Source organism: Burkholderia sp. BCC0397, assembly GCF_902832865.1.
Taxonomy (GTDB): Bacteria; Pseudomonadota; Gammaproteobacteria; order Burkholderiales; family Burkholderiaceae; genus Burkholderia.
The window spans coordinates 124,318-147,576 of sequence record NZ_CADFDL010000016.1 but is presented as its reverse complement, the minus strand read 5'-3'; the positions used below and the strand labels follow the sequence as shown (position 1 = coordinate 147,576).

At 68.7% G+C, this 23,259-nt stretch carries 20 protein-coding genes and 1 pseudogene; 7 read left to right on the top strand and 14 right to left on the bottom strand.

All coding sequences use genetic code 11. The annotated features are described in order from the left end of the window. Window positions 1-127: 127 nt before the first annotated feature. From HWX03_RS32250 to HWX03_RS32240, 3 genes are all read right to left on the bottom strand, one after another. A complete protein-coding gene (locus HWX03_RS32250) occupies window positions 128-1,144 on the bottom strand; it encodes a helix-turn-helix domain-containing protein (protein WP_175823357.1) in 1,017 nt (338 codons plus the stop codon). 210 nt (window positions 1,145-1,354) lie between these two features. Then, window positions 1,355-1,903 carry a hypothetical protein gene (locus tag HWX03_RS32245; protein WP_175874037.1) on the bottom strand — a complete coding sequence of 183 codons (549 nt, stop codon included), beginning with the start codon at window positions 1,901-1,903 and terminating at the stop codon, window positions 1,355-1,357. A gap of 178 nt (window positions 1,904-2,081) precedes the next feature. Next, on the bottom strand, window positions 2,082-3,608 hold the full coding sequence (locus HWX03_RS32240; RefSeq protein WP_175874036.1) for an aldehyde dehydrogenase family protein: 1,527 nt from the start codon (window positions 3,606-3,608) through the stop codon (window positions 2,082-2,084). A gap of 215 nt (window positions 3,609-3,823) precedes the next feature. On the opposite strand from HWX03_RS32240, the gene HWX03_RS32235 reads away from it, so the two are divergent. Further along, window positions 3,824-4,357, top strand: coding sequence for a pyridoxamine 5'-phosphate oxidase family protein (locus HWX03_RS32235; protein WP_244132833.1), 534 nt, complete (start codon window positions 3,824-3,826; stop codon window positions 4,355-4,357). A gap of 102 nt (window positions 4,358-4,459) precedes the next feature. Here HWX03_RS32235 and HWX03_RS32230 read toward each other — a convergent pair whose 3' ends face one another. Next, on the bottom strand, window positions 4,460-6,082 hold the full coding sequence (locus HWX03_RS32230) for an MFS transporter (protein WP_175874035.1): 1,623 nt from the start codon (window positions 6,080-6,082) through the stop codon (window positions 4,460-4,462). A 155-nt stretch (window positions 6,083-6,237) separates the two neighbouring features. Between HWX03_RS32230 and HWX03_RS32225 the strand changes: the two genes are divergently transcribed. Then, entirely contained in the window at window positions 6,238-7,122 is an 885-nt protein-coding gene (locus HWX03_RS32225; protein WP_174432139.1) for a LysR family transcriptional regulator, read from the top strand. Window positions 7,123-7,178: 56 nt separating this feature from the next. Then, on the top strand, window positions 7,179-7,829 hold the full coding sequence (locus tag HWX03_RS32220; protein WP_175874034.1) for a hypothetical protein: 651 nt from the start codon (window positions 7,179-7,181) through the stop codon (window positions 7,827-7,829). A gap of 127 nt (window positions 7,830-7,956) precedes the next feature. Here HWX03_RS32220 and eutC read toward each other — a convergent pair whose 3' ends face one another. The 4 genes from eutC to HWX03_RS32200 all read right to left on the bottom strand — a co-directional run bounded on the left by eutC (window position 7,957) and on the right by HWX03_RS32200 (window position 13,338). Further along, window positions 7,957-8,751: an ethanolamine ammonia-lyase subunit EutC gene (gene eutC / locus HWX03_RS32215; protein ID WP_175874033.1), complete on the bottom strand. Its 795-nt coding sequence runs from the start codon at window positions 8,749-8,751 to the stop codon at window positions 7,957-7,959. Beyond that, window positions 8,748-10,145 carry an ethanolamine ammonia-lyase subunit EutB gene (locus HWX03_RS32210; RefSeq protein WP_175874032.1) on the bottom strand — a complete coding sequence of 466 codons (1,398 nt, stop codon included), beginning with the start codon at window positions 10,143-10,145 and terminating at the stop codon, window positions 8,748-8,750. The genes eutC and HWX03_RS32210 overlap by 4 nt, the downstream gene beginning before the upstream one ends. 106 nt (window positions 10,146-10,251) lie before the next feature. Further along, a complete protein-coding gene (gene eat, locus HWX03_RS32205) occupies window positions 10,252-11,664 on the bottom strand; it encodes an ethanolamine permease (RefSeq protein ID WP_174432136.1) in 1,413 nt (470 codons plus the stop codon). Window positions 11,665-11,874: 210 nt separating this feature from the next. Next, window positions 11,875-13,338 (bottom strand): mechanosensitive ion channel, encoded by a 1,464-nt coding sequence (locus tag HWX03_RS32200; protein ID WP_175823365.1) that lies wholly within the window; start codon window positions 13,336-13,338, stop codon window positions 11,875-11,877. Between the two features lie 274 nt (window positions 13,339-13,612). Between HWX03_RS32200 and HWX03_RS32195 the strand changes: the two are divergent. After that, window positions 13,613-14,494 (top strand): annotated as a pseudogene (locus HWX03_RS32195) (AraC family transcriptional regulator). A gap of 159 nt (window positions 14,495-14,653) precedes the next feature. Here the strand turns inward: HWX03_RS32195 and HWX03_RS32190 are convergent. After that, the gene (locus HWX03_RS32190; protein WP_175874031.1) at window positions 14,654-15,076 is read right to left on the bottom strand and encodes a zinc ribbon domain-containing protein; all 423 of its coding nucleotides are present in this window, start codon (window positions 15,074-15,076) and stop codon (window positions 14,654-14,656) included. Window positions 15,077-15,086: 10 nt separating this feature from the next. Continuing rightward, the gene (locus HWX03_RS32185; RefSeq protein ID WP_244132832.1) at window positions 15,087-17,408 is read right to left on the bottom strand and encodes a heavy metal translocating P-type ATPase; all 2,322 of its coding nucleotides are present in this window, start codon (window positions 17,406-17,408) and stop codon (window positions 15,087-15,089) included. On the opposite strand from HWX03_RS32185, the gene HWX03_RS37110 reads away from it, so the two are divergent. From HWX03_RS37110 to HWX03_RS32175, 3 genes are all read left to right on the top strand, one after another. Continuing rightward, entirely contained in the window at window positions 17,409-17,681 is a 273-nt protein-coding gene (locus tag HWX03_RS37110) for a hypothetical protein (RefSeq protein WP_244132831.1), read from the top strand. A 51-nt stretch (window positions 17,682-17,732) separates the two neighbouring features. After that, a complete protein-coding gene (gene cadR, locus HWX03_RS32180; RefSeq protein ID WP_175874029.1) occupies window positions 17,733-18,164 on the top strand; it encodes a Cd(II)/Pb(II)-responsive transcriptional regulator in 432 nt (143 codons plus the stop codon). Between the two features lie 68 nt (window positions 18,165-18,232). Beyond that, window positions 18,233-18,805 (top strand): PadR family transcriptional regulator, encoded by a 573-nt coding sequence (locus HWX03_RS32175; RefSeq protein WP_175874028.1) that lies wholly within the window; start codon window positions 18,233-18,235, stop codon window positions 18,803-18,805. A 45-nt stretch (window positions 18,806-18,850) separates the two neighbouring features. Here the strand turns inward: HWX03_RS32175 and HWX03_RS32170 are convergent, their stop codons facing one another. The 4 genes from HWX03_RS32170 to HWX03_RS32155 all read right to left on the bottom strand — a co-directional run bounded on the left by HWX03_RS32170 (window position 18,851) and on the right by HWX03_RS32155 (window position 23,165). After that, window positions 18,851-20,281, bottom strand: a complete 1,431-nt coding sequence (locus HWX03_RS32170; RefSeq protein WP_175874027.1) for an FAD-binding oxidoreductase — start codon at window positions 20,279-20,281, stop codon at window positions 18,851-18,853. Window positions 20,282-20,296: 15 nt separating this feature from the next. Continuing rightward, a complete protein-coding gene (locus HWX03_RS32165; RefSeq protein WP_034209634.1) occupies window positions 20,297-21,085 on the bottom strand; it encodes an ABC transporter substrate-binding protein in 789 nt (262 codons plus the stop codon). Between the two features lie 48 nt (window positions 21,086-21,133). Further along, the gene (locus HWX03_RS32160) at window positions 21,134-22,288 is read right to left on the bottom strand and encodes a pyridoxal phosphate-dependent aminotransferase (protein ID WP_175874026.1); all 1,155 of its coding nucleotides are present in this window, start codon (window positions 22,286-22,288) and stop codon (window positions 21,134-21,136) included. A gap of 208 nt (window positions 22,289-22,496) precedes the next feature. Then, window positions 22,497-23,165: a TetR/AcrR family transcriptional regulator gene (locus HWX03_RS32155; protein WP_175823373.1), complete on the bottom strand. Its 669-nt coding sequence runs from the start codon at window positions 23,163-23,165 to the stop codon at window positions 22,497-22,499. Between the last annotated feature and the right edge of the window lie 94 nt (window positions 23,166-23,259).

Sequence of the window (23,259 nt, the reverse complement as noted above, 5' to 3'; positions counted from 1 at the left end):
CGCACCAGCCTCCTGAGCGAAGCCGGCGCGGCGGCGAGCGGAACGATCCACCCGGCAGTAGCGCGCCCCCGGCGCCAACCCCGCCGCGGGCGCCGCTTCGACCGCCCGGCTTACCCCGCCGAGCGCCTCACGCCCGATCGCGCAACGTCTCCGACGGCCGCTTGCCGAACAGGCGCCGGTAATCGGTCGCGAACTGGCTCAGATGCCAGAAACCCCACGCCTCCGCGACGTCCTGCACCGAGCCGGCCGCCCGCCCGCACAGGTCGCGCCGCGCGCCGTTCAGCCGCAGCGTGCGCAGGTAGGTCGCGGGCGCCATTCCGAGTACGTCCTGGAAGCAGTACTGCAGCGTGCGCCGGCTCACGTGCAACTGCTCGCACAGCTCGGGCACGCCGACCGGACGCGTGCGGTGCGCGAGCACGTAATCGCGCGCCTGGTCGACGAGCCAGCGGCGCGTCGACGGCGCACCGCCGCTGCCGTCGTCGGCCGGTTGCGCACACGCATCGAACAGCGCGGCCAGCACTTCGGCCTGCAGGTCGTCGCGCTGTGCATCGGGCAGCGGGCCGGCCATCGCCACCGCGCCGTCGAGCCGGCGGCCGAGCAGCGCGCACAGGCGCGCGAGCCGCGCCTCGCCGACCTGCATCACGCGCTGCGTGAACAGCCGCTCGTCGAGCGCGCGGCGCTCGACTTCCTCTGCATAGCGGCGCAGCACGTCGCCGCGCACGACGACGCCGTAGATCGAGAACTGCGCGGGCGTCACGAGCTCGAATTCGACGTTGCCGGGCCGGAACGCGAGCGCCCCGGGGCCGATGCGGCACGCATCGACGCGTGCCGAGCCGTCGCACACGAGCGGGATGCCGAACCAGTACGCATCGCCGCGCACTTCGCACGCCTGGCGCAGCAGGTGGCTGGTCGATTCGCGAAACAGCTTCATCGTGTCGAGCGGCAGCTCGGTCAGCGTGCCGACGAAGCGGCCGGCCGCGAGCTGGTCGTAGGTCTGCCGCCAGCCGATCAGGTTGCGCGCCTGCTCGTCCGCATCGTGCGCGACGCTGACGACGGCCTGCCCGGCGAACGCGTCGTCGCCCTGCGCGCTGCGCCGCGTGTCTTCGGCGGTCGGCTCCTCCGTACCCGCCACATGTTGATTCATCGTGTCCTCCCTCACCTGCGCGGAACCGTGCGTTGCGTATCACGCAAGTCCCGTGCCGAATCGCACGGCCCGGCGAGCCACCCGCCATTCCACGCTGTCCGGCCGATGCGCGCCATGCGGGCGCACCCGAAGGCGGCATGCCGCGCACGCCGCCGGTGCGATCCGCGCGGCGACCGCGCATGCGCGCCGCCGCCCGCGCACGGATGCCGGCTACCGGGCCGGCTTCAACCGCACGACCCGCGTGCCGCAATTGCCGTATGCCTGCGCGAGCGCCAGCTCGACGATCGCGCTGCCCGCCGCCCACGGCGCCGCGTCCGCTTCCGGCAGGTCGGCGCGCAGCGTGGCGCGGCCGTTGATCCGGTAGCGCAGGCCGCGCACGAAATCGACGAACAGCAATCCGACCCCGCTGCCGTCGCAGGCGGCCGCGTCGATCCGGCCGCCGTCGCCGTCCTGGGCGGCGGGCAACGCGAACCGCAGCGTCTTCGTATCGATCACGCGCACCACCGGCAGCAGATCGCCGTTCGCGTCGCGCCGGCTCTGCACGATGTCGCAGGTCATCGACGCACCCGCGCCACATGCGGCGCCGACGAACATGAACGGCTGCGATTCGACGAACTGCCGCACGCCGACGCTCAGCCGCGTCGTCACGGCGTCGCTCATCCGCTCGGCTTCGTCGGCGACGCCGAAGCGGTGTTGCGCGTCGAGTTCGCCCGGATGGAATACCGGGTGACGCGGAAAGGATCGGGGCAGGTCTGCCATGCTGGGGGTCGTCACACGCATCGGCGCACCGTGCCGCCGCGCATGCGCGACGGCCGGCAGCGTTGCCGGCGCCGGCTGCGCAAGAAAGCGCAACCCGCACCGACTGTCGAATAGGGAAATCGAATCGGGAGACGTGCCGGGCCCAACCGGCCCCGACACGTCGCCCCGGCTGCGGCGATCAGAAGAACCCGAGCGCCTCGGCCTGATAGCTGACCAGCAGGCACTTCGTCTGCTGATAGTTCGACAGCGCCATCTTGTGCGTCTCGCGGCCGATCCCCGACTGCTTGTAGCCGCCGAACGCCGCATGCGCGGGGTACAGGTGGTAGCAGTTGGTCCACACGCGGCCGGCCTCGACCTCGCGGCCCATCCGGTACGCACGCGTGCCGTTGCGGGTCCACACGCCCGCGCCGAGCCCGTAGAACGTGTCGTTCGCGAGTTCGATCGCTTCCTGCTCGTCCTTGAACGTCATCACCGACGCGACCGGCCCGAAGATCTCTTCCTGGAACACGCGCATCTTGTTGTTGCCGAGCAGCATCGTCGGCTTCACGTAGTAGCCCGTGCCGAGGTCGGCGGCCGGCGCCGCGCGCTCGCCGCCCGTCAGGCATTGCGCGCCTTCGCCGCGGCCGATGTCGATGTACGACAGGATCTTGTCGAGCTGCTGCTGCGACGCCTGCGCGCCGATCATCGTCTGCAGGTCGAGCGGGTGGCCGGACTTGATGCGCTCGACGCGCGCGACGGCCTTCTCGATGAAGCGTTCGTAGATCGATTCCTGGATCAGGATCCGCGACGGGCACGTGCACACTTCGCCCTGGTTCAGCGCGAACATCGCGAGCCCTTCGAGCGCCTTGTCGAGGAACGCGTCGTCCTGGTCGAGCACGTCGGCGAAGAAGATGTTCGGGCTCTTGCCGCCCAGTTCGACCGTCGACGGGATCAGGCTGTCGGCCGCCGCGCGCAGGATGTGCTTGCCGACCGGCGTCGAGCCGGTGAACGCGATCTTCGCGATCCGCTTGCTGGTCGCGAGCGCTTCGCCCGCTTCCTTGCCGAAGCCGTTCACGATATTGATCGTGCCGGCCGGGAACAGGTCGCCGATCAGCTCCATCAGCACGAGCACCGACGCAGGCGTCTGCTCGGCCGGCTTCATCACCACGCAGCAGCCGGCCGCGAGCGCCGGCGCGAGCTTCCACGCGGCCATCAGCAGCGGGAAGTTCCACGGGATGATCTGGCCGACCACGCCGAGCGGCTCGTGGAAGTGATACGCGACGGTGTTGTCGTCGATTTCGGAGATGCCGCCTTCCTGCGCGCGGATGCAGCCCGCGAAGTAGCGGAAGTGGTCGACGGCGAGCGGCAGGTCGGCCGCCATCGTCTCGCGCAGCGGCTTGCCGTTGTCGATCGTCTCGGCCACGGCCAGCAGCTTCAGGTTCTTTTCCATCCGGTCGGCGGCGGCGAGCAGCAGATTCGCGCGCTCGGCCACGGACGTCTTGCCCCACTGGCGGCGCGCGGCATGCGCGGCGTCGAGCGCCAGCTCGATGTCGTCGGCCCCCGAGCGCGGGATGCGGCAGAACGGCTGGCCGTTGATCGGCGACACGTTCTCGAAATATTCGCCCTTCACCGGAGGAACCCACTTGCCGCCGATGTAGTTGTCGTACTGCTGACGGTACGGGTATTCGACGTCGAGGCCCAGTTGTTTCAGGTCAAACGGGTTCATACATGTCTCCTGTTCATCGTGCTTGTGTGAGTACAGCGCCGGTTGGACTGCGCTGGTCCCGTTTACGCAACATGCGTGCCAAACGGAACAGGCGCACGTCGAGCGCGGCCGGCCCGCGTTCGCACCGTGCGGTGTTCACGCACGCAGCACGGCGGGTGTACCGATTCTGAACACCGCGATTGCGCAGCGATGGGCCGGTGTTCGGAATTTCCACAGTGCGCGGCGGTGCGCGGCCCACGGACGCGCGCCGTGCCGCGTGGCATGTCGCTTGCGTGCGCATCGCGGATCCACACGCCACGGCGCCCGCGCCGACCGACACCATGAACGATCGCGGCCCCCTGACCGACGACGCCATCGCATTCATCCGCGAGCAGGCATTCCTGATCGTCGCGACCGCCGACGCGGCCGGCAACAGCGACTGTTCGTACCGCGGCCGCCAGCCGCGCGCCGACGGTTCGTTCGCGCCGCTCGTCGATATCCCGGACCGCCGCACGCTGGTGCTGCCCGACTTCGCGGGCAACAACCTCCTCAACACGATCGGCAACCTGCTCGTGAATCCGGCGATCGCGCTGCTGTTCGTCGATTTCGTGCGCCAGACGACCTGGCTCGTGCAGGGCCGCGCGACCCTCGACGAGGATGCGCAACGGCACGCGCATCTGTGGCCGGATGCGTTGCGCTATCTGGTGATCGATGTGGAATGCGCACAGGCGCGCGCGGATGCGGCCCTGCCGCCGCTCGTGCTGGCGTGACGCGCGGCGGGTGAGGCGCTGACCGACGGACCATGCGGGCACGGCGGCTGCGTTGTCGGAAAAGCCGAAATGCCTAAGCGCCGATGCGCCGCGATGCAACGCTCACCGCCCGTGCGTCTCCGCACAGGCCGGTTCGATCCGGCTGCGCGCCGACGCATCGGCGTGCGCGTGGCCGTCCGCCTCGTCGCCCGTTTCGTCGGCGGCCGGCCGCCCGCCGAGAAACCCGAACACCACCACCGCGCACAACACCGTGACGACGGCCAGCCCGGTCAGCAGCCGGTCGAACGCGTGCGTGTAGCTCGCGATCAATGCCGCACGACCGACGCCCGGCAACGTGGCAGCCGCGCCCGCGAGATCGCCGGTCGCGAGCCGCGCGGCGGCCCGCAGCGTCGCGTCCGGCGTGCCGGCAGCCCCTGCCGCGTGCGCGAGCCCCGTTTGCGCGAGCGCGGCCAGCACCGCGCCGACGATCGCCAGCGCAATCCCCTCGCCGGCCACGCGCGTCGTGCTGAAAATGCCCGTCGCCATCCCCGCGCGCTCCTTCGGCACGACGCTCACCGACAGCCCGTCCATCAGCCCCCACGGCATGCCCGCGCCTACGCCGATCGCGAGCATCGGCGCGATCGCCGCCGGCCCCGCGCCGCCGCGCAGCGCGATGCCGAGCCACACGAGCCCGGCTGCCGCGACCAGCAGCCCGAGCCCGGAAATCACGCCAGCCGACAGCCAGCGCGTGAGCGTCGCCGCGACGAGCGGCACGACCAGCATCGGCGCGGAGATCGCGAGCATCAGCCAGCCGGCGTCGATCTCGCTGAAGCCGTCGATGCCGATGAAGCGCAGCGGCAGCACGACGAGCAGCACGATGTAGCAGCAGCAGGTCGACACCGGCAGCACCTGCACGCCGACGAAGCGCGCGATGCGGAACAGCGACAGGTCGAGCATCGGCCGCGCGACGCGCGTCTCGATCGTCACGAACGCGCACGCGCCGAGCGCCGCGCCGGCCAGCAGCGCGATCACGAGCGGGCTCGACCAGCCGCGTGCGGGCGCCTCGATCACGCCGAACGTGAACAGCGTCAGCGCGGCCGTGAACGCGATCGTGCCGGGCCAGTCGAGCCCCGTCGCGTGCGGATCGCGCGACTCGTGCATGCGCGGCAGCCCGAACGCAAGCGACAGCACGCCGGCCACCGCGCTCGTCACGAAGATCGCGCGCCAGCCGTAATGCCCGATCAGCCCGCCGGCGAGCACGGGCCCGAATGCGAGCCCGATCCCGAACGTCGTGCCGAGCAGGCTGAATGCACGCGTGCGCGCCGCGCCGTCGAATTCCTGCGCGAGCGCGGCCGTGCCGCCGGCCAGCGCCGCGGCCGCCGCGAGCCCTTGCGCGGCGCGCAGCAGATCGACTGCGAGTATCGACGGCGCGAACGCGAGTGCGACCGACATCAGCGTGAAGCCGCCGACGCCGATCGCGAACAGGCGCTTGCGGCCGAACTGGTCGGCCAGCGCGCCCGACGCCATCAGGAAGCTGCCGAACGCGAGCATGAACGCGTTGGTGATCCAGTTCATCGCGACCGGGCTGCCGTGCAGGTCGCGGCCGATCGCCGGCGTCGCGACCGCGCCGCCCGAAAACGACAGCGGCAGCGCGACGGCGGCCATGCAGACGGCGGCCAGCACCCATGCGCGCCGGCGCGCCGCCAGGGCCGAAACGGCTGAAACGGCTGAAACAGGGTGATCCATCATCGCTCCTCGAAAAGCCGGCGCGGATGCGCCATCAGAGCGACAGAAGATAAATCCGATTCAATCCGCGAAAAACCACGCGAAGCTCCGCATATAACGGACTAAAATTCCGCAATTCACTTGGCAGCGTGCGTCGCCGCACACCGTTCGACTCGATGGAAAACCTCACCGGCATCGTCGCGTTCGTCCGCACCGCCGAAGCGCTGAGCTTCGTCGCGGCCGGCCGCGCGCTTGGCATCTCGGCGTCGGCGGTCGGCAAGACGATCGCGAAACTGGAGCAGTCGCTCGGCGTGCGCCTGTTCAACCGCACGACGCGGCGCGTGACGCTCACCGACGAAGGGCGGCATTTCTACGAGCGCTGCCAGCGGATCCTCGAGGATTTCCGCGACGCGGAGGCGACCGTGACGGCGTCCGCGCAGCGCCCGCGCGGCAAGCTGCGCGTGAGCCTGCCGGTGATCGGCTACCGCTTCCTGCTGCCGGTACTGCCCGAATTCCGACAACGCTATCCGGACGTCGAGCTCGATCTCGATTTCAACGACCGGATGGTCGATGTCGTCGAAGGCGGCTTCGACGCGGTGATCCGCAGCGGCCCGCTGTCCGATTCGAGCCTGATGTCGCGGCGGCTCGGCCCGTTCGCATTCGTGCTGTGCGCGACGCCCGCGTATCTCGCGCAGGCCGGCACGCCGCGCACGCCGCGCGACCTCGAAGCGCACGACTGCGTGCGCTACTGCTTCCCGACCACCGGCAAGCTGCAGGACTGGGCGCTCGCGGCCGACGACGGCACGCCGCTCACGCTGCGCACCGCGATGACCTGCAACAACATGGAGGCGCTGCGCGGCACCGTACTCGCGGGGCTCGGCATCGGCTACATGCCCGACTTCCTCGCACGCGACGCGCTCGAACAGGGCGCACTCGTCACCGTGCTCGACGACTACCGGATCGCGCCCGGGCAGTTCTCGATCGTGTGGCCGTCGAGCCGGCAGTTGTCGCCGAAGCTGCGCGTGTTCGTCGATTTCCTGTGCGAGCGGCTGTTCAGGTAGTCGGATGACGAGCAACTCGAGACCAGTGAGACAGCAAAGCGAGGAGGACTAGCGTTGTGAATATGATCGATCTGTATGCCATACATGAGCAAAAAGCTCGGGAAGGCCTTCTGACAATTCACCCCTCTCGATGGCTATACACCGGCCGCCAGCTAGGGCGAGGCGGCGTGTACGAGTTTCTCTCTCGTGGAAAACAAGAAATTCGAATTGGCGATCAACTCATTGAACACTTCAGTCAGCTTCGTGACGCGGGCTTGAACAGCAAAGTGCGCCAAAAGCATGGCTACTACTTCGCTACACCGGAGATTGCCGACCGATACCGCAAATATGTCCCGCGAGATCGCGGGCTCGAATGCGCTGTCCGAGACGTGTTATCCGTACGAAACCCGGCCGGGCAGGCCGAAGTGCATACCCGGGTCGGCTACGTCGATCTGCTACTTCCTACTGCGGTCATAGAAGTAAAAAGCTTCGTCAAGTGGAAGCATGCGCTTGGGCAAGTACTTGCATACTCGAGTTACTACCCGGATCGACGCAAAGTAATTCATCTCTACATTCCCGGCGCTCACCGCCCAGCGCTAGCCGAACAACTAAAAATTTGTACCGAATTTAACGTGGATATCACGTATCAAAACCTTCTACCTAGTCCACTCGGCCCTATGTCGAGACTTGGTCAGCAATTTAGCCCTCGGGATACAACACGCGCATGAAATGCAAGTGCACGGCACGTCGTTAGCGCGGGTAAATTCGTTGGGTTAAAACTTGTCCATCTGATACATGCTCCGGGTTATCTACGACTGAGTTATCGCCCCCTCCCAACCCGGCACGGTCGCACTGTCACGTCGCCCCGATCCGCTCCGCTTCCGCCGGCGGCAGCAGCGCGTCGCTGTCGTCCTTCAGCCCGACGCCCGTCAGCTGGAGCCTGCGCGCGTGCGTCATCAGGTAATGCAGCTTGTGCGCGGCGGCCGCGTGCGGCAGCCCTTCGGGCCGCACGTTCGAGATGCAGTTGCGCAACGCGTCGTGACAGCCGACCTTCGGTGCCCACGTCAGGTACACGCCGAGGCTGTCCGGCGAGCTGAGCCCCGGCCGTTCGCCGATCAGCATCGCGACCACCTTCGCGCGCAGCAGCTCGCCGATTTCGTCGCCGAGCGCGACGCGCGCCTGCGTCGCGACCACCACCGGGCCGATCCGCCAGCCGTCCGCGTCGAGCCGCGGCCGCACGGCCTGCAACAGCGGCAGCGCCTGCTTCGCGGCCGCGAACGCCGACAACCCGTCGCCAACCACGAACACGACATCGGGCGCCTCGTCGAGCGCCGCCCCGTAGCCAGCCAGCAGCCCGCGGCTGTCGTCCGACAGCTTGCGGCCGAGATCAGGCCGGCGCAGGTAGTGGTCGCGGTCGGGCGCGGCGCTCTGCACGCCGAGCGTCGGCAGCAGGCCGGCCGCCTCGATCTCGCGCCGCAGCGCATCTGCATCGAGCGGCTGGTGCACCGCGTCGCGCGCCTGCGCATGCGACAGGTTGAAGGCCAGCAGCGGCGCGGTCGGCAGGCTGTTGCCCGCGCGGCCGAGCGCGATCCGCGCGTTCGTGAACGACTTCAGCTGCGCCCACGGATTCTTTTCGACGGCGTCGCTCATGCGGACACCCCCAGCCAGTCGTTCGCGCCCGCGAGCAGCGGCACGCGTGCCGTCGCCGTGCGCAGCGCGCCGTGCGCGTCGGCGATCTCCATCGTCTCCAGCCATTCCTCGAACTCGGGCGCGCGGCGCAGGCCGAGCACCTCGCGCACGTAGAGCTGATCGTGGAACGACGTGCTCTGGTAGTTCAGCATCACGTCGTCCGCGCCCGGAATCCCCATGATGAAGTTGATGCCGGCCGCTCCCAGCAGCGTCAGCAGCGTGTCCATGTCGTCCTGGTCGGCTTCCGCGTGGTTCGTGTAGCAGATGTCGCAGCCCATCGGCACGCCGAGCAGCTTGCCGCAGAAGTGATCCTCGAGCCCCGCGCGGATGATCTGCTTGCCGTCGTACAGGTATTCGGGCCCGATGAAGCCGACCACCGTGTTCACGAGGAACGGCTCGAACTTGCGCGCGACCGCATATGCGCGCACTTCGCAGGTCTGCTGGTCGACGCCGAAATGCGCGTTCGCCGACAGCGCGCTGCCCTGGCCCGTCTCGAAGTACATCAGGTTGTTGCCGACCGTGCCGCGCTTCAGCGACAGCGCGGCCTCGCGCGCCTCGGCGAGCAGCGCGAGCGAGATTCCGAAGCTCGCGTTCGCCTTCTCGGTGCCCGCGATCGACTGGAACACGAGATCGACCGGCGCGCCCTTCTCGATTGCCGCGATCGTGTTGGTCACGTGCGTGAGCACGCACGACTGGGTCGGCACGCCGTAGCGTTCGCGGAAGCCGTCGATCATCGCGAGCAGCTTCACGATCGCCGCGAGGCTGTCGGTGGCCGGGTTGATGCCGATCATCGCGTCGCCGCAGCCGTACATCAGCCCGTCGAGCATCGACGCGGCGATGCCCTTCACGTCGTCGGTCGGGTGGTTCGGCTGCAGCCGCACCGACATCCGGCCGGCCAGCCCGACCGTGTTGCGAAAGCGCGTGACGACGCGGCGCTTCCTCGCGGCGGCGATCAGGTCCTGGTTGCGCATCAGCTTCGACACGGCCGCGACCATCTCGGGCGTGAGGCCGGGCGCGATCCGTTCGAGCGCCGCGCCGTCGGCCGCGGGCGACAGCAGCCAGTTGCGGAAATCGCCGACGGTGAGGTGCGAGATGTCCGCGAACGCCTGCGCGTCGTGATCGTCGATGATGAGGCGCGTGACCTCGTCGTCTTCATACGGGATCACCGCTTCGTTCAGGAACGCCTTCAGCGGCACGCCCGCGAGCGCGATCTTCGCGGCGACGCGCTCCTCCTCGCTCGCCGCCGCGACGCCGGCGAGCTGGTCGCCGGAACGCAGCGGGCTCGCCTTCGCGAGCAGCGTCTTCAGGTCCGCGAAGCGGTACGTGCGCGAACCGATCGTCTCCGTATAGGACATCGTTCGAATCTCCTTGCCAAAAGCCGACGGCGCGCCCGTTCGACGGGGCGCGCCGGATGCCGTCAGGAACGGCCTGTCACGTTTACCTGCACCGTCGTCACCGTGCTCACTCCTCCAGCAGCGCGTCGCCGGGGGCGCTCGCGCGCTGCGCGCGGGTCGCGAGGAAGTACGCGTAGCCGATCGCGAGGAAGCCGACGAACACCATCGCCACCAGCCCGTTGAAATACACCATCGTGCCGAGGCAAACCAGCGCCGCCAGGATCGCGAACGCCGGGAAGATCGGGTACAGCGGCGCGCGGAACGGCCGCGCCATGTTCGGCTGCGAGCGGCGCAGCTTGAACAGCGACGCCATGCTGACGATATACATCACGATCGCACCGAATACCGACATCGTCACGATATTCGCGGTGAGCGTCTGCCCGCCGAACTGGATCAGCTCGTCGCTGTAGATCGCGGCAATCCCGACCACGCCGCCCGCGAGGATCGCGCGATGCGGGGTCTTGAAGCGCGGATGCACCTTCCCGAGCCACTCCGGCAGGTAGCCTTCGCGGGCCAGCGCGAAGATCTGGCGCGAATAGCCGAGGATGATCCCGTGGAACGACGCGACGAGCCCGAACAGCCCGAGCCACACGAGCATGTGCATCCAGCCGCTGTTCGCGCCGACGATGTACTTCATCGCCTGCGGCAGCGGGTCGTTGATGTTCGCGAGCTTGGTCCAGTCGCCCGCGCCGCCGGCGAACACCATCACGCCGATCGCGAGCGCCACGAGGGTCAGGATCCCGGCCACGTACGCGATCGGAATCGAGCGCTTCGGGTTCTTCGCTTCCTCGGCGGCCATTGCGACGCCTTCGATCGCGAGGAAGAACCAGATCGCGAACGGAATCGCCGCGAACATCCCGTGGAACGCGCCCACGCTGAAGTGATCGGCGCCCGACCAGCCGCCCTTCGTGAAATTGCTCCACGAGAAGCCCGGCGACACGACACCCATGAACACCAGCAGCTCGAAGATCGCGAGCAGCGTGACGACGAGCTCGAAGGTCGCGGCAATCTGCACGCCGACGATGTTCAGCGCCATGAACACGAGATACGCGCCCATCGCCGCATGCTTTGGTTCGAGCCCCGGAAACTGCACGTGCAGGTACGCGCCGATCGCGAGCGCGATCGCGGGCGGCGCGAACACGAACTCGACCAGCGTCGCCGCGCCGGCCAGATAGCCGCCGGTCGGGCCGAACGCGCGGCGCGCATACGCGAACGGGCCGCCCGCGTGCGGGATCGACGTGGTCAGCTCGGTGAAACTGAAGATGAAGGTGGTGTACATCGCCGCGACGAACAGCGCGGTGATCACGAAACCCAGCGTGCCGGCGCTCGCCCAGCCATAGCTCCAGCCGAAGTACTCGCCGGAAATCACGAGGCCGACCGCGATGCCCCACAGTTGCCAGGTCCCGAGCGTCTGCTGCAGCGCGGGCTGGCCGGACGACTTGGCGCCGGCGGCGGGCCGGCCATTCGACTCTGCTTTCATCGGATTCTCCTCAAGGGCGCCGGGCCTGCGGGCCCGCGCGACTGAGAATCGATGCTAGAGAGTCATTAAACGACGTGTTATCGAAATTCGGCAAAGATCGCGGCTGACATTTCGCTTGCAGAAATGCTTACGGAAACGCTCGCGGTAACGCCGGCCGCGCAGATTGCGGCGGCGATCCGGCCTGCGCGATGCGGGCCGGATCGCCCGTGCTTACTGGCCGCCGCCGCGCTGGTTGAACCAGCGGTCGAGCAGCTTGCCGGCCGCCTCGCGGCCGCCGAGGCCGAACGACAGCGCGACCGCCACCGCGATCGCGCCGAGCACGAGGCCGAACGCGAGCTGGACGATTTCGTTCGCGATGCCCATCGCGCGCAGCCCCATCGCGAATACGAGGCCGAGGATCGCGAATTGCGCGATGCGCGCGAACAGCACGCTGTGCTCGCGATCGGCCTGCTCGATCACGCGGCGCGCGAGGCCCGCGAGCCACACGCCGATCACGAGGATCACGCCGCCCATCAGCACGTGGCCGCCGAATTCGATGAACAGCGTGACGACGTCGCGCACCTGCGAGAAGCCGAGCCGGTTCGCGGCCTCGACCGACGCGAACAGCATCGCGAAGAACACGATCAGCCGCGCGACCAGCACCGACGGCTGCAGGATGCCCGAGAACACGCGTTCGACGCCGAGCACGGCCGGCAGCCCGTCGACGCCGGCGGCTTCCAGCAGCTTCTGCGCGAGCGACGCGACGAAGCGCGCGAAGTAGAACGTGACGAGCACGATCACGATCGCCGCGACGATGTCCGGCACCGCGCCGAGGAACTGGTTCAGCATGTTGGTCGCGGGAATCGAGATCGCGTCGATCTTCAGCGCGTCGAGCGCGGAGATCAGCGTCGGCACGAACACGAACACGTAGACGATCGTGCCGACCAGGCTCGACACGCGCACGGGCGTCGGGCTATCGATCCCTTGCGTGAGGCGGTCGGCGCCGGCGGCGACCAGCAGGTTCGTCACGAGGCCGCGCAGCACGCGCGCGACGACCCAGCCGACGAAGCCGATCACCGCGGCCGCGAAGAGGTTCGGCACGATCGCGAGCAGCTTGTCGACCATCCCCTGCACCGGCGACAGCAGGCCCGACAGCGCGAACGACCCAAGGATCGCCGGCAGGAACATCAGGATCACGAGCCAGAACAGCACGTCGCCGAGATAGCCGCTCATCGGCTGCATGCCGGCGCTTTCGGACAGCTTGTCATCGACCTTGCTCGCCTTCAGCGCGCGGTTCGCGAGGCTGCGCAGCAGCGACGCGATCAGCCACGCGATCAGCGTCAGCGCCGCGCCGCCGATCAGGTTCGGCAGGTAGTTGACGATGTGCGTGACGAGCAGCGAGAACGGATTGGACACCGCGTACAGGTTGAGCACGTTGAAGATGCCCACCGCGGTGACGAGCAGGATGAGCCAGAACAGCCCGCCGGCGATGATGCGTTCGACGCACGCGCCCTGGCCGGTGCTGTCGGTAATCCGCTGATCGACCTTCAGTGCGTTGAGCAGGCGCAGCGCGCCGGCCCGCACCACCACGGCGATCAGCCAGCCGATTACCAGGATGCCGATCGCGCCGGCGATCTTGGGCAGGTATCCGCCTAGCGTGGTCTGCAGCGACGTGATGAAGCTGGAAGCATCCATTTCTTCTTCTCCCGAAAACGTGGTGTGGCGATTGAACATCGACGAACGACCTGCGTAATTCGAAAAGCGTGCTGCCCCGTCCGAGCAACTTACCCGAGAAAAATGACGCGTTCACCCGATTTCACCGTCTTTAACTTTAGTTCTAGATCGCAGCGGGACAAGACCCTATTTCGTTGAAATAAAAAGGGGCAGATTTCGGATGACTACGCATTTCCGCAAGATTTGTCCATTCGGGCCGTGCTACCGTGGCGTCGGTTCCAGCCCGGACACGTCGATGACCCCAGCCGAAACGAAACCCGACCCGCCTGTGTGGGTCCGCTACGCGGCCAGCGTGGCGCGCGTCCACGCGTACATCGGCGCGCATCTCGACGGCCCGCTCGACCTGAACCGGCTCGCGGAAGTCGCGTGCCTGTCGCCGTATCACTGGCAGCGCGTCTACCGCGCGCTATACGGCGAGTCGATCGTGCTGACGGTGCGGCGGATGCGGATCGTGCGGGCATCCGAGGATCTGGTCTGCACCGCGCGGCCGCTCGACGAGATCGCGCGGCGCGCGGGCTACGGTTCGACGCACGCGTTTGCGCGGGCGTTTCGCGACGCGTACGGCGTGCTGCCCGCGCAGCACCGGCGCACCGGCACTCACCGGCCGATTTATCCACTACAGAGAGGAGAGGCAGACATGTTCAAGCACGAGGTCGAGATCCGGCGCCTGCCGGAACTGCGCGGCTACGCGGTGGCGCACACCGGCGCGTACCTGAAGGTCGGCGACGCGTTCGGGCGGATCGGCGCGTGGGTCGGGCAGCACGGGCTGATCGGCCCGGGCGCGAAGATGATCGGGATTTTCTACGACGATCCGGACACGACGCCCGAAGCGCAGTTGCGCGCGAAAGCGTGCTTCATGCCGGCCGATGGCGCGCCGGACGTCGCGCCCGAGCCGCCGGTCGAGCGGGCGACGATCGCAGGCGGCGAATACGCGGTGCTGCTGCATACGGGGCCGTATGCGGACCTGAATACGGCCTACCAGTGACTCTACGGCGACTGGCTGCGTCACTCGGGCCGCGAAGCCGCCGACGCGCCGCCGTTCGAGCTGTACCTCAATACGCCGATGGACACGGCGCCGGTCGACCTGCGCACCGAAATTTACCTGCCGCTGCGCTGAGCGACGGGTGCGCCGTGGAGCCGTGTATCTGGACGGACCGCGACGATATTGCTGGTGCGAGCGTGCCCGGGACGACATCGGGCATGCCGGTGCACCGGCCGTCGAACGAAGCGTGCCGGCCTGCGCGTATGCGCGGCCGGCGCGAACCCACGGAGATCCTTAAGCAGCCTGCGTCCCGCAGCCGGGACAGAACCGCGCGTCGGCCGCCAGTGCCGCATGGCAGCGGCTGCAGGCCTTGCCGCGTTGCGCCGCGCCGCACTGCGCGCAGAAGCGTGCATCGGCCGCGTTGAGCGCGCCGCAGGCCGCGCACGCGAGCTGGCTCAGCGGCACGTTGCCACCCTGGCCGCCTTGCCCGCCACTGGCGTCGGCCGGCGCCTGCCAGCCCCAGCCGTGGCGATCGCGGCCGCGCGCATCGTGGCCGCCATGCCCGCCCTGGCGTGGCCCGCCGTGATGCCCGCCGCCGTGGCCGTAGCCACCGTTTCCACCGTTTCCGCTATTGCCGTGCCCGCTGCCGTGCCCGCTGCCGTGCCCGCTGCCATGGCCACCGCCGTGGCCGCCGAGAATCCGTTTCAGAAAGCTCATCGTCCGCTCCTCAACGCTTCGCCTGGGCGCCGCCGAACGCGCCGGCGGGCGATAGCAGCCGCAAGCCATTGGCCACGACGATCAGGCTCGCGCCCGCGTCGGCGAAGACCGCCATCCACATCGTGCCGAGCCCCGCGACCGTCAGGCCGAGGAATACGACCTTCACGCCGAGCGCGAAGCCGATGTTCTGCACCAGCACGCGGTGCGTCGCGCGCGACAGCCGCACGAACGCGGGAATCTTGCGCAGGTCGTCGTCCATCAGCGCGACGTCGGCCGTCTCGATCGCCGTGTCGGTGCCCATCGCGCCCATCGCGAAGCCGATATCGGCGCGCGCGAGCGCCGGTGCATCGTTGATCCCGTCGCCAACCATCCCGACCGCGCCCGCGCCGCCCGCCGACAGTTCCTCGACCGCCGCGAGCTTGTCTTCCGGCAACTGGTTGCCGCGCGCGTCGTCGATGCCGGCTTGCTGCGCGATCGCCTGCGCGGTATGCGGGTTGTCGCCCGTCAGCATCGCGGTGCGGATGCCGAGCGCATGCAGGTCGGCGATCGCGTCGCGGCTCGTGTCCTTGATCGTGTCGGCCACCGCGAAGATGCCGAGCACGCGTGCTTCGTCGACCAGCACCACCACGCTCTTGCCTTGCCGCTCCAGCGCGTCGAGCTTCGCCTCGAGCGCCTTCGAGCAGCGCTCGAGTTCCTCGACGAGCCGGTGATTGCCGAGCCAGTAGCGCGTGCCGTCGATCGTGCCGCGCACGCCGCGCCCGACGATCGCTTCGAAGTCCTGCACGTCGGCGAATGCCGTCGTACCGGCGTCGCGGGCCGCGGCGGCAATCGCCTGCGACACCGGGTGATCGGAGCGCGCGGCGAGGCTCGCGCCGAGGTGCCGCACGCGCGCCGCATCGGCGTCGTCCGCATGCACGTCGAAGTCGGTCTGCACCGGCTTGCCGTGCGTGATCGTGCCGGTCTTGTCGAGCGCGAGCCACGCGAGCTTGCGCCCTTCTTCCAGGTAGACGCCGCCCTTCACGAGAATCCCGCGCCGCGCGGCGGCCGCGAGGCCCGACACGATCGTCACCGGCGTCGAGATCACCAGCGCGCACGGGCACGCGATCACGAGCAGCACGAGCGCGCGGTAGATCCAGTCGTGCCACGCACCGCCCATCACGAGCGGCGGCACCACCGCGACCAGCAGCGCGACCGCGAACACGATCGGCGTGTAGACGCGGGCGAACTGGTCGACGAAGCGCTGCGTCGGCGCCTTCGCGCCTTGGGCTTCCTCGACCGCGTGGATGATCCGCGCGAGCGTCGAGTTCGCCGCGACGGCCGTCACGCGGTAGTCGAACGAACCCGCTTCGTTGATCGTGCCCGCGTACACGGCGTCGCCGGCCGTCTTGTCGACGGGCAGGCTCTCGCCGGTGATCGGCGCCTGGTTGACCGTCGAACGGCCGGCAACGACTTCGCCGTCCAGCCCGATCCGCTCGCCCGGCTTCACGCGCACGACGGCGCCGAGCGCGACCTGCGCGGCCTCGATCGTGCGCCACGCGCCGTCGGCCTGCTGCACGGTCGCGGTGTCCGGCGCGAGCTGCATCAGCCCCTGGATCGCATTGCGCGCGCGGTCGAGCGACTTCGCCTCGATCAGCTCGGCGATCGTGAACAGCACCATCACCATCGCGGCTTCCGGCCACTGGCCGATCGCCATCGCGCCCGTCACCGCGATGCTCATCAGCGCATTGATGTTCAGGTTGCCGTTGCGGATCGCGATCCAGCCCTTCTTGTACGTGGTGAGCCCGCACGCGAGCACCGCGGCGAGCGCGAGTGCCGCCGACAGCCACACCGGCAGCCCGGCCCAGGTCGCGCCTTCGGACGCGATCGCGGCGACGCCGGCCAGCGCCAGCGGCCACCACGGCTTCGCGGGCGCGTCGGCGACGCGCGCCGCCGGAGCGCCGGCCGTGGCCGCCTCCGGCGTCATGCCGAGCGTCCGGATCGCGCTTTCGATCGTCGGCTGCGCGCCGGGCACGTGCTCGACGGTCAGCATCCGCTGCATCAGGTTGAATTCGAGCGCCGACACTTCGCGCATCCCGCCGAGCTTCTTGCGGATCAGCGTTTCCTCGGTCGGGCAGTCCATCTGCATGATCCGGAACGCGGAGCGCACATGGCCCGACGCGGTCGCCTGTGCGACCGGCAGCGGCGCGAGCGTCAGCGCGGCAGGCGCGCAGCAGTCGCCGGCCGCGTGGTCGTGGTCGTGGTCGTGGTCGTGGCCGTGGCCGTGGTCGTGGTCGTGGTCGTGACCGGCATGGTCATGCGCGGCGTGGTCGTGCGAGCACGTGGCACCGTGCACATGCCTGTCGTCGCCGGCATGGTCGTGATCGTGGTCATGACCCGCATCGCCGTGTGCGGCGTGATCGTGCCCGTGGCCGTGGCCGTGGCCGTGATCGTGGTCATGGCCGTGCGCGCGCTCGCCGGCCGCCGGCGCCGCGTCGGCAATGGTCGCCGTCTGCGTGTCGCACGCATCGGCGCAGCACGCATCGGCGCCGCCGGCCTGACGGTGTCGTGGGTCGTGGGGACGCTTGGCGTCGGTCATGACAACCTCCTTTGTGGCTTGACGGTGTAGAGTTAACACCCTGAAGCCACTACAAGGTCAACCCTTACACGGGAGAAAGGCATGAAGATTGGCGAACTGGCCAAAGCGGCCCGCTGCACGCCCGAGACGATCCGTTTCTACGAGAAAGAGGGGCTGATGCCGGACGCGGAGCGCACCGATTCGAACTACCGCAACTACACCGACGTGCACGTCGAACGGCTGCGCTTCATCCGCAACTGCCGCGCGCTCGACATGGCGCACGACGAAATCCGCGCGCTGCTGCAGCTCACCGACACGCCGGCCGACCGCTGCGACTCGATCAATTCGCTGCTCGACGATCACATCGGACACGTCGATGCGCGCCTCGCGGAACTCACGCATCTGCGCGACCAGCTCACCGAATTGCGCCGCCGGTGCGTCGGCGAGCATTCGGTCGAGGATTGCGGCATCGTGCACGGCCTCTCGACGATGGAAACCGTCGCGCCGGCCGCGAAGCGCTCGCACCTCGGCTGAAACCCTTGTCAAACAAGATAGTCTGATCGAGAATAGTTATATTATTACTAGATATACTTTAACTATTCATGTCTACAAGCCGCCCGTCCCCGCTCGCGCTGGCCGTCCTCGCGACGCTCACCGAAACGCCGATGCATCCATACGGGATGCTGCAGCAACTGAAGGCCCGCGGCTACGACGAAGTCGTCAACGTGCGGCAGCGCACGAGCCTCTACCAGACGATCGACCGGTTGCTGCGCGACGGCCTGATCACCGTGCACGACACCGAGCGCGACGGCGCGTTTCCGGAGCGCACGCTGTATGCGCTGACCGAAGCCGGTCACACGGCGGGGCAGGCATGGCTGCATGCGCTGCTCGCGGAGCCCGCGCGTGAATTTCCGGCGTTCGGCGCCGGCCTCGCGTTCCTGCCGCTGCTCGATGCGGAAGATGCGCGCCACCAGCTCGAGCAGCGAATCGCACGGCTCGACGCCGAGCGTGAGCGGCTGGAAGCGCTGCGCGCCACCGCGCAGGCCGACCAGGTGCCGCGCCTGTTCCTGCTGCAGAACGAGCATGCGCTCGTGCTGCTCAACGCGGAGCTCGACTGGGCGCGCAGCGTCGTCGAACACCTGAAGATCGGCGCGCTGCGCTGGGTGGACGGCTGACGCGTCATGCAGACCGATTCCCGTCGGCAACGGGAATCGCCCCCGTCAAAGCACCTTGCCGGGATTCAGGATGCCGCGCGGGTCCAGCGCGGCCTTCAGGCGCCGCATCAGCCCGATTTCCGCGTCGCTGCGCGTATGCGCGAGATAAGGGCGCTTGAGCACGCCGATCCCGTGCTCGGCCGATACCGAGCCGCCCATGTCGCGCACCACCGCATACACGCAGTGATCGAGCGCATCGGCATCCGCTTGGGTCGTCCCGGCCAGCGACACGCCGATATGCACGTTGCCGTCGCCGACATGACCGAAGAACAGGCACGTGAGCGCCGGCCAGCGCGCCCGCAACGCCGCCTCGCAGCGTTCGGCGAACGCACCGAGTTCGCCGGTGGGCAGACTCACGTCGAAGTTGACGAGATCGGGCAGCGCATCGATCGCGAGGCCTTCGCGCAGCGTCCACAAATCGCGCGCCTGCCGTTCGGAAGTCGCGAGCACCGCATCGTCGACAAGGCCTGCATCGAACCCCGCGGCCAGCCCCGTTTCGAGCGCATGGTGCGCATCGCCGCCCGGCGCGCTCGTCGCGCATTCGATCAACACCACGAAACCGCCGTCGCCGATGAACGGCGCCGACACACCGGGCGTATGGCGCGCGACGTAGTCGTAGAACGCCGGCCACATCGCCTCGAAACTGACGACCTCCGGCAGCATGCGCACGCGGTTCCACAGCGCGACCACCGCCTCGTAGTCGCGCACGCGGCAGAGTGCGGTGGCCGGCGCCGCGAGCAACGGATGCAGCCGCAGCACCGCGCGCGTGACGACGCCGAGCGTCCCCTCGCTGCCGATGAACAGCTGCTTCAGGTCGTAGCCCGCGTTGTTCTTCAGCATCCGGTTCATCGACGACACGACCGTGCCGTCCGCGAGCACGGCCTCGAGCCCGAGCACCTGCTCGCGCATCATCCCGTAGCGGATCGCGCGCGTGCCGCCCGCATTGGTCGCGAGCATGCCGCCGATCTGGCACGAGCCGCGCGCGCCGAGATCGACGCCGAACGTGAAGCCCGCCGCTTCCGCGGCTTCCTGCACCGTCTGCAGCGGCGTGCCCGCGCGCACGGTGATCGTGCCGGCCGCCGCGTCGAGCGCTTCGATGCCCGCGAAGCGCTCCATCGACAGCACGACCTCGCCGCCCAGCGCGACCGCGCCGCGCGCGAGCCCCGTCAGCCCGCCTTGCGGCACGACCGGCTGGCCGAGCCGCATGCACAGCGCGAGCGTGCGCGACACTTCGTCGACGCTGCGCGGGCGCACCAGCGCACGCGGCCGCACGCCGGCCGGCTCGTTGTACGCGGTGAAGTAACGCGGATCGATATCGGCCGCGCGCGTGACGAGCGCGTCGCCCAGTTCGGCGGCGAGCACGGCAGCGACGGCATCGTCCGGCAGCGGCATGCCGTCCGGTTCGGTGCCTGCGGCGGTCGGGTTCGGGGTCGGCATCGTGCGCGGCCCTGCTTACTTCGTCGAGATGTCGATATCGCCGAAATACTTCAGGCCGAGCGACTTCACCGTGCCGTCCGCCTTCAGCTTGTCGATCGCCGCGTCGAGCTTCGCCTTCAGCGCATCGTCGCCCTTGCGCAGGCCGAACGCGATGCCGCTGCCAAGGATCTTGTCGTCGTGCACCGGCTGGCCGACGAACGAGAAGCCCTTGCCGTCCGGGCGCGACAGGAAGCCGCGCTGGCCGGATGGCGCGAGCACGAGCGTCGCGTCGAGGCGGCCCGCGACCAGATCCGCATACGCCTGGTTCTGGTCCTGATACGCGACGACCGCGACGCCGGCCGGTTCCCAGTGCGCCTTCGCGAAGGTTTCCTGGATCGACGCCTGCAGCACGCCCACGCGCTTGCCCTTCAGCGATTCCGGCGTCGGCAGCAGGCCGCTGCCGGTGCGCGCGATCAACTGGGTCGGCACGCGATAGATGATCGTCGTGAAGTCGATCGCCTGGCGCCGTTGCTCGGTCGCGTTCATTGCCGAGTTGATCGCGTCGAACTTGCGGCCCTTCAGCGCCGGAATCAGCCCGTCGAACGAGGTCTCGACCCATTTGCACGACAGCTTCGCCGTCTGGCAGACGGCATTGCCGACGTCGATGTCGAAGCCCTGCAGGTCGCCGTTCGGCGCCTTCGATTCGAACGGCGGGTATTGCGCTTCGAGACCGAAACGCAGCGTCGGCGCATCGGCGAGCGCCGCGCCGGAGCCGATGGCGCACGCGAGTGCGAACGCGAGTTTCAGGGTGGTCGTGTGCTTCATCAGGATCTCCTGTGTCTGGTCGATGCGACGTGCCCGTCGCCGGTTTTTCTACAGCGAACGCAGCCGCCGCGCGCCTTCGACCAGCGTCGCGTCGTCCTTCGAAAAACTGAGCCGGATCACGCCGGCGTCGGTGCCGTCGGTATAGAACGCCGACAGCGGAATCGTCGCGACCCGCGCGTCGCGGATCAGGCGCAGCACGAAATCGCTGTCGCTTTCGTCCGAGAAGTGGCGAAAGCGCGCGAGCATGAAGAACGAGCCTTCGCTCGGCAGCAGCTCGAAACGCGAATCGGCCAGCTCGCGCGCGAGCAGGTCGCGCTTGGCCTGGTAGAACGCCGACAGGCCGAGATAGCTGTCCGGCCGCGCGAGGATCTCCGCGAACGCGACCTGCATCGGCGTGTCGGCCGAGAACACCATGAACTGGTGCACCTTGCGGATCTCGTCCATCAGCTCGGCCGGCGCGAGGCAATGGCCGACCCGCCAGCCGGTCACGTGGAACGACTTGCCGAACGACGACACGATCACGCTGCGCTCGGCCAGCTCGCGGTGGCGCGCGACGCTCTGGTGCTGCGCGCCGTCGAACACGACGTGCTCGTAGACTTCGTCGGACAGCACCACGATGCCCGTGTCGCGCGTGAGCTGCGCGAGGCGCTCCAGATCGTCGGCGGAGAACACCGTCGCGGTCGGGTTGTGCGGCGTGTTGACGATAATCATCCGCGTGCGTGGCGTGATCGCCGCGGCCACTTCGTCCCAGTTCACTCGGAAATGCTCGGGCGACAGCTTGATCGCGACCGGCGTCGCGCCCTGCAGCCGCACGATCGGCGCATAGCTGTCGAACGACGGCTCGAAATAGATCACTTCGTCGCCGGAATGCACGAGCGCGCTGATCGCCGCATAAAGCCCTTCGCTCGCGCTCGCGATCACCGTGATCTCGGTCGCCGGGTCGTAGCGCGCGCCGTACAGCGCCTCGGTCTTCTCGGCGAGCCGCTCGCGCAGCGCGATCACGCCGGCCATCGGCGCGTACTGGTTGTGGCCGTCGCGCATCGCCCGCGCGACGGCTTCGACGAGCGCCGGATCGGGCGCGAAATTCGGCGCGCCCTGCGACAGGTTCAACGCGTCGTGTTGAGCAGCCAGTTGGCCGATCACCGTGAAGATCGTCGTCCCGACGTCGGGCAGTTTCGAACGGGGCGCGGTGGCGCTTCGCATGACTCCTCCTCCTGATGTCCTTCGGGCGGGCCGCGCCATGCGCGGCCCTGCATCTGCCGCATGATTTAGCCCCAGCCAATATCGGCGGACAATCGAAAGTTCGTCATGGCGGCCATGCATTTTTCTCATGGCTCGCGGTGATAAGCGCCTAGCGGCCAAGCCCGCCTGAACGCCCGATATGCGAATCAGGCATTTCCCCTACGGAACGCTAGGCGTGGGCCGCCGCGAGGTACGCGAGCAGCACGGCCCGCAGTTCGCGGCGTTGCGCGGCGAAATCGAGCGCCGGCCCGAGCGTCAGCAACGCCTGCGACAGCCCGCCGTAGCAGATCGTGTGGGCCATCCGCGCGAGCCCGTCGAGCCGTGCGGCCGGCGGCGGATCGGCCGCGTGGGCCAGCGCGTCGCGCCACAGCGCGACATAGGCGTCGTAATGCCGGCGATAGGCGGCCAGCGGCGACACCTGCCGCTCCAGCGCGAACAGCGCGCCCCACAGCGCCGCGTCGGCGGCGATCGTATCGACCTGGAGATCGACCAGCGCGGCGGCGAGTTCGGCCCGCGGCGCGCCGCGCAGCCGCTGCACCGTTTCGCGCAACTGGTCGGCCAGCGCCAACACGCGGCGGTGGATGCAGAGCGCCGCAAGGCTCTGCTTGTCGCCGAAATACTCGTAGAAGGTGCCGATGCTGACGCCCGCGACGGCCGCGATCTCGCGGATCGTCGCCTTCGCGTAGCCGCGTTCGAGCAAAAGCTGAACGAACGCCTGTTGCAGCGCGTCGGAGCTCGCCTGCGCGCGCGACTGGCGCGGCCGGCGACGCAACGCGGGCGCGGGTTGCGCCGCCGGCGAGCCGGGCGGCGCCGGAACCTGAACATGTCGCGGCGGCATATTTGCTACTCTGAATTCAGAGGGAATACGTTTTACCGGAAGCCGGAACCCGCGCCGAAGCGCCCTCCGCGCGGCATGACGCCGGCTGACCGCG

What these genes read in the sequence shown, in the direction of transcription:
- HWX03_RS32190 (WP_175874031.1), bottom strand. Translation starts at nt 15,076, where the DNA reads ATGAGCTTTCTGAAACGGATTCTCGGCGGCCACGGCGGTGGCCATGGC.
- HWX03_RS32160 (WP_175874026.1), bottom strand. Translation starts at nt 22,288, where the DNA reads ATGCGAAGCGCCACCGCGCCCCGTTCGAAACTGCCCGACGTCGGGACG.
- eutC (WP_175874033.1), bottom strand. Translation starts at nt 8,751, where the DNA reads ATGAGCGACGCCGTCGAAAAGAATCCGTGGGCGCAGCTGAAGTCGTTC.
- HWX03_RS37110 (WP_244132831.1), top strand. Translation starts at nt 17,409, where the DNA reads ATGCCTGTCGTCGCCGGCATGGTCGTGATCGTGGTCATGACCCGCATC.
- HWX03_RS32165 (WP_034209634.1), bottom strand. Translation starts at nt 21,085, where the DNA reads ATGAAGCACACGACCACCCTGAAACTCGCGTTCGCACTCGCGTGCGCC.
- HWX03_RS32175 (WP_175874028.1), top strand. Translation starts at nt 18,233, where the DNA reads ATGTCTACAAGCCGCCCGTCCCCGCTCGCGCTGGCCGTCCTCGCGACG.
- HWX03_RS32245 (WP_175874037.1), bottom strand. Translation starts at nt 1,903, where the DNA reads ATGGCAGACCTGCCCCGATCCTTTCCGCGTCACCCGGTATTCCATCCG.
- HWX03_RS32210 (WP_175874032.1), bottom strand. Translation starts at nt 10,145, where the DNA reads ATGTCCTATACGGAGACGATCGGTTCGCGCACGTACCGCTTCGCGGAC.
- HWX03_RS32225 (WP_174432139.1), top strand. Translation starts at nt 6,238, where the DNA reads ATGGAAAACCTCACCGGCATCGTCGCGTTCGTCCGCACCGCCGAAGCG.
- HWX03_RS32240 (WP_175874036.1), bottom strand. Translation starts at nt 3,608, where the DNA reads ATGAACCCGTTTGACCTGAAACAACTGGGCCTCGACGTCGAATACCCG.
- HWX03_RS32200 (WP_175823365.1), bottom strand. Translation starts at nt 13,338, where the DNA reads ATGGATGCTTCCAGCTTCATCACGTCGCTGCAGACCACGCTAGGCGGA.
- HWX03_RS32230 (WP_175874035.1), bottom strand. Translation starts at nt 6,082, where the DNA reads ATGGATCACCCTGTTTCAGCCGTTTCAGCCGTTTCGGCCCTGGCGGCG.
- HWX03_RS32170 (WP_175874027.1), bottom strand. Translation starts at nt 20,281, where the DNA reads ATGCCGACCCCGAACCCGACCGCCGCAGGCACCGAACCGGACGGCATG.
- eat (WP_174432136.1), bottom strand. Translation starts at nt 11,664, where the DNA reads ATGAAAGCAGAGTCGAATGGCCGGCCCGCCGCCGGCGCCAAGTCGTCC.
- HWX03_RS32250 (WP_175823357.1), bottom strand. Translation starts at nt 1,144, where the DNA reads ATGAATCAACATGTGGCGGGTACGGAGGAGCCGACCGCCGAAGACACG.
- HWX03_RS32155 (WP_175823373.1), bottom strand. Translation starts at nt 23,165, where the DNA reads ATGCCGCCGCGACATGTTCAGGTTCCGGCGCCGCCCGGCTCGCCGGCG.
- cadR (WP_175874029.1), top strand. Translation starts at nt 17,733, where the DNA reads ATGAAGATTGGCGAACTGGCCAAAGCGGCCCGCTGCACGCCCGAGACG.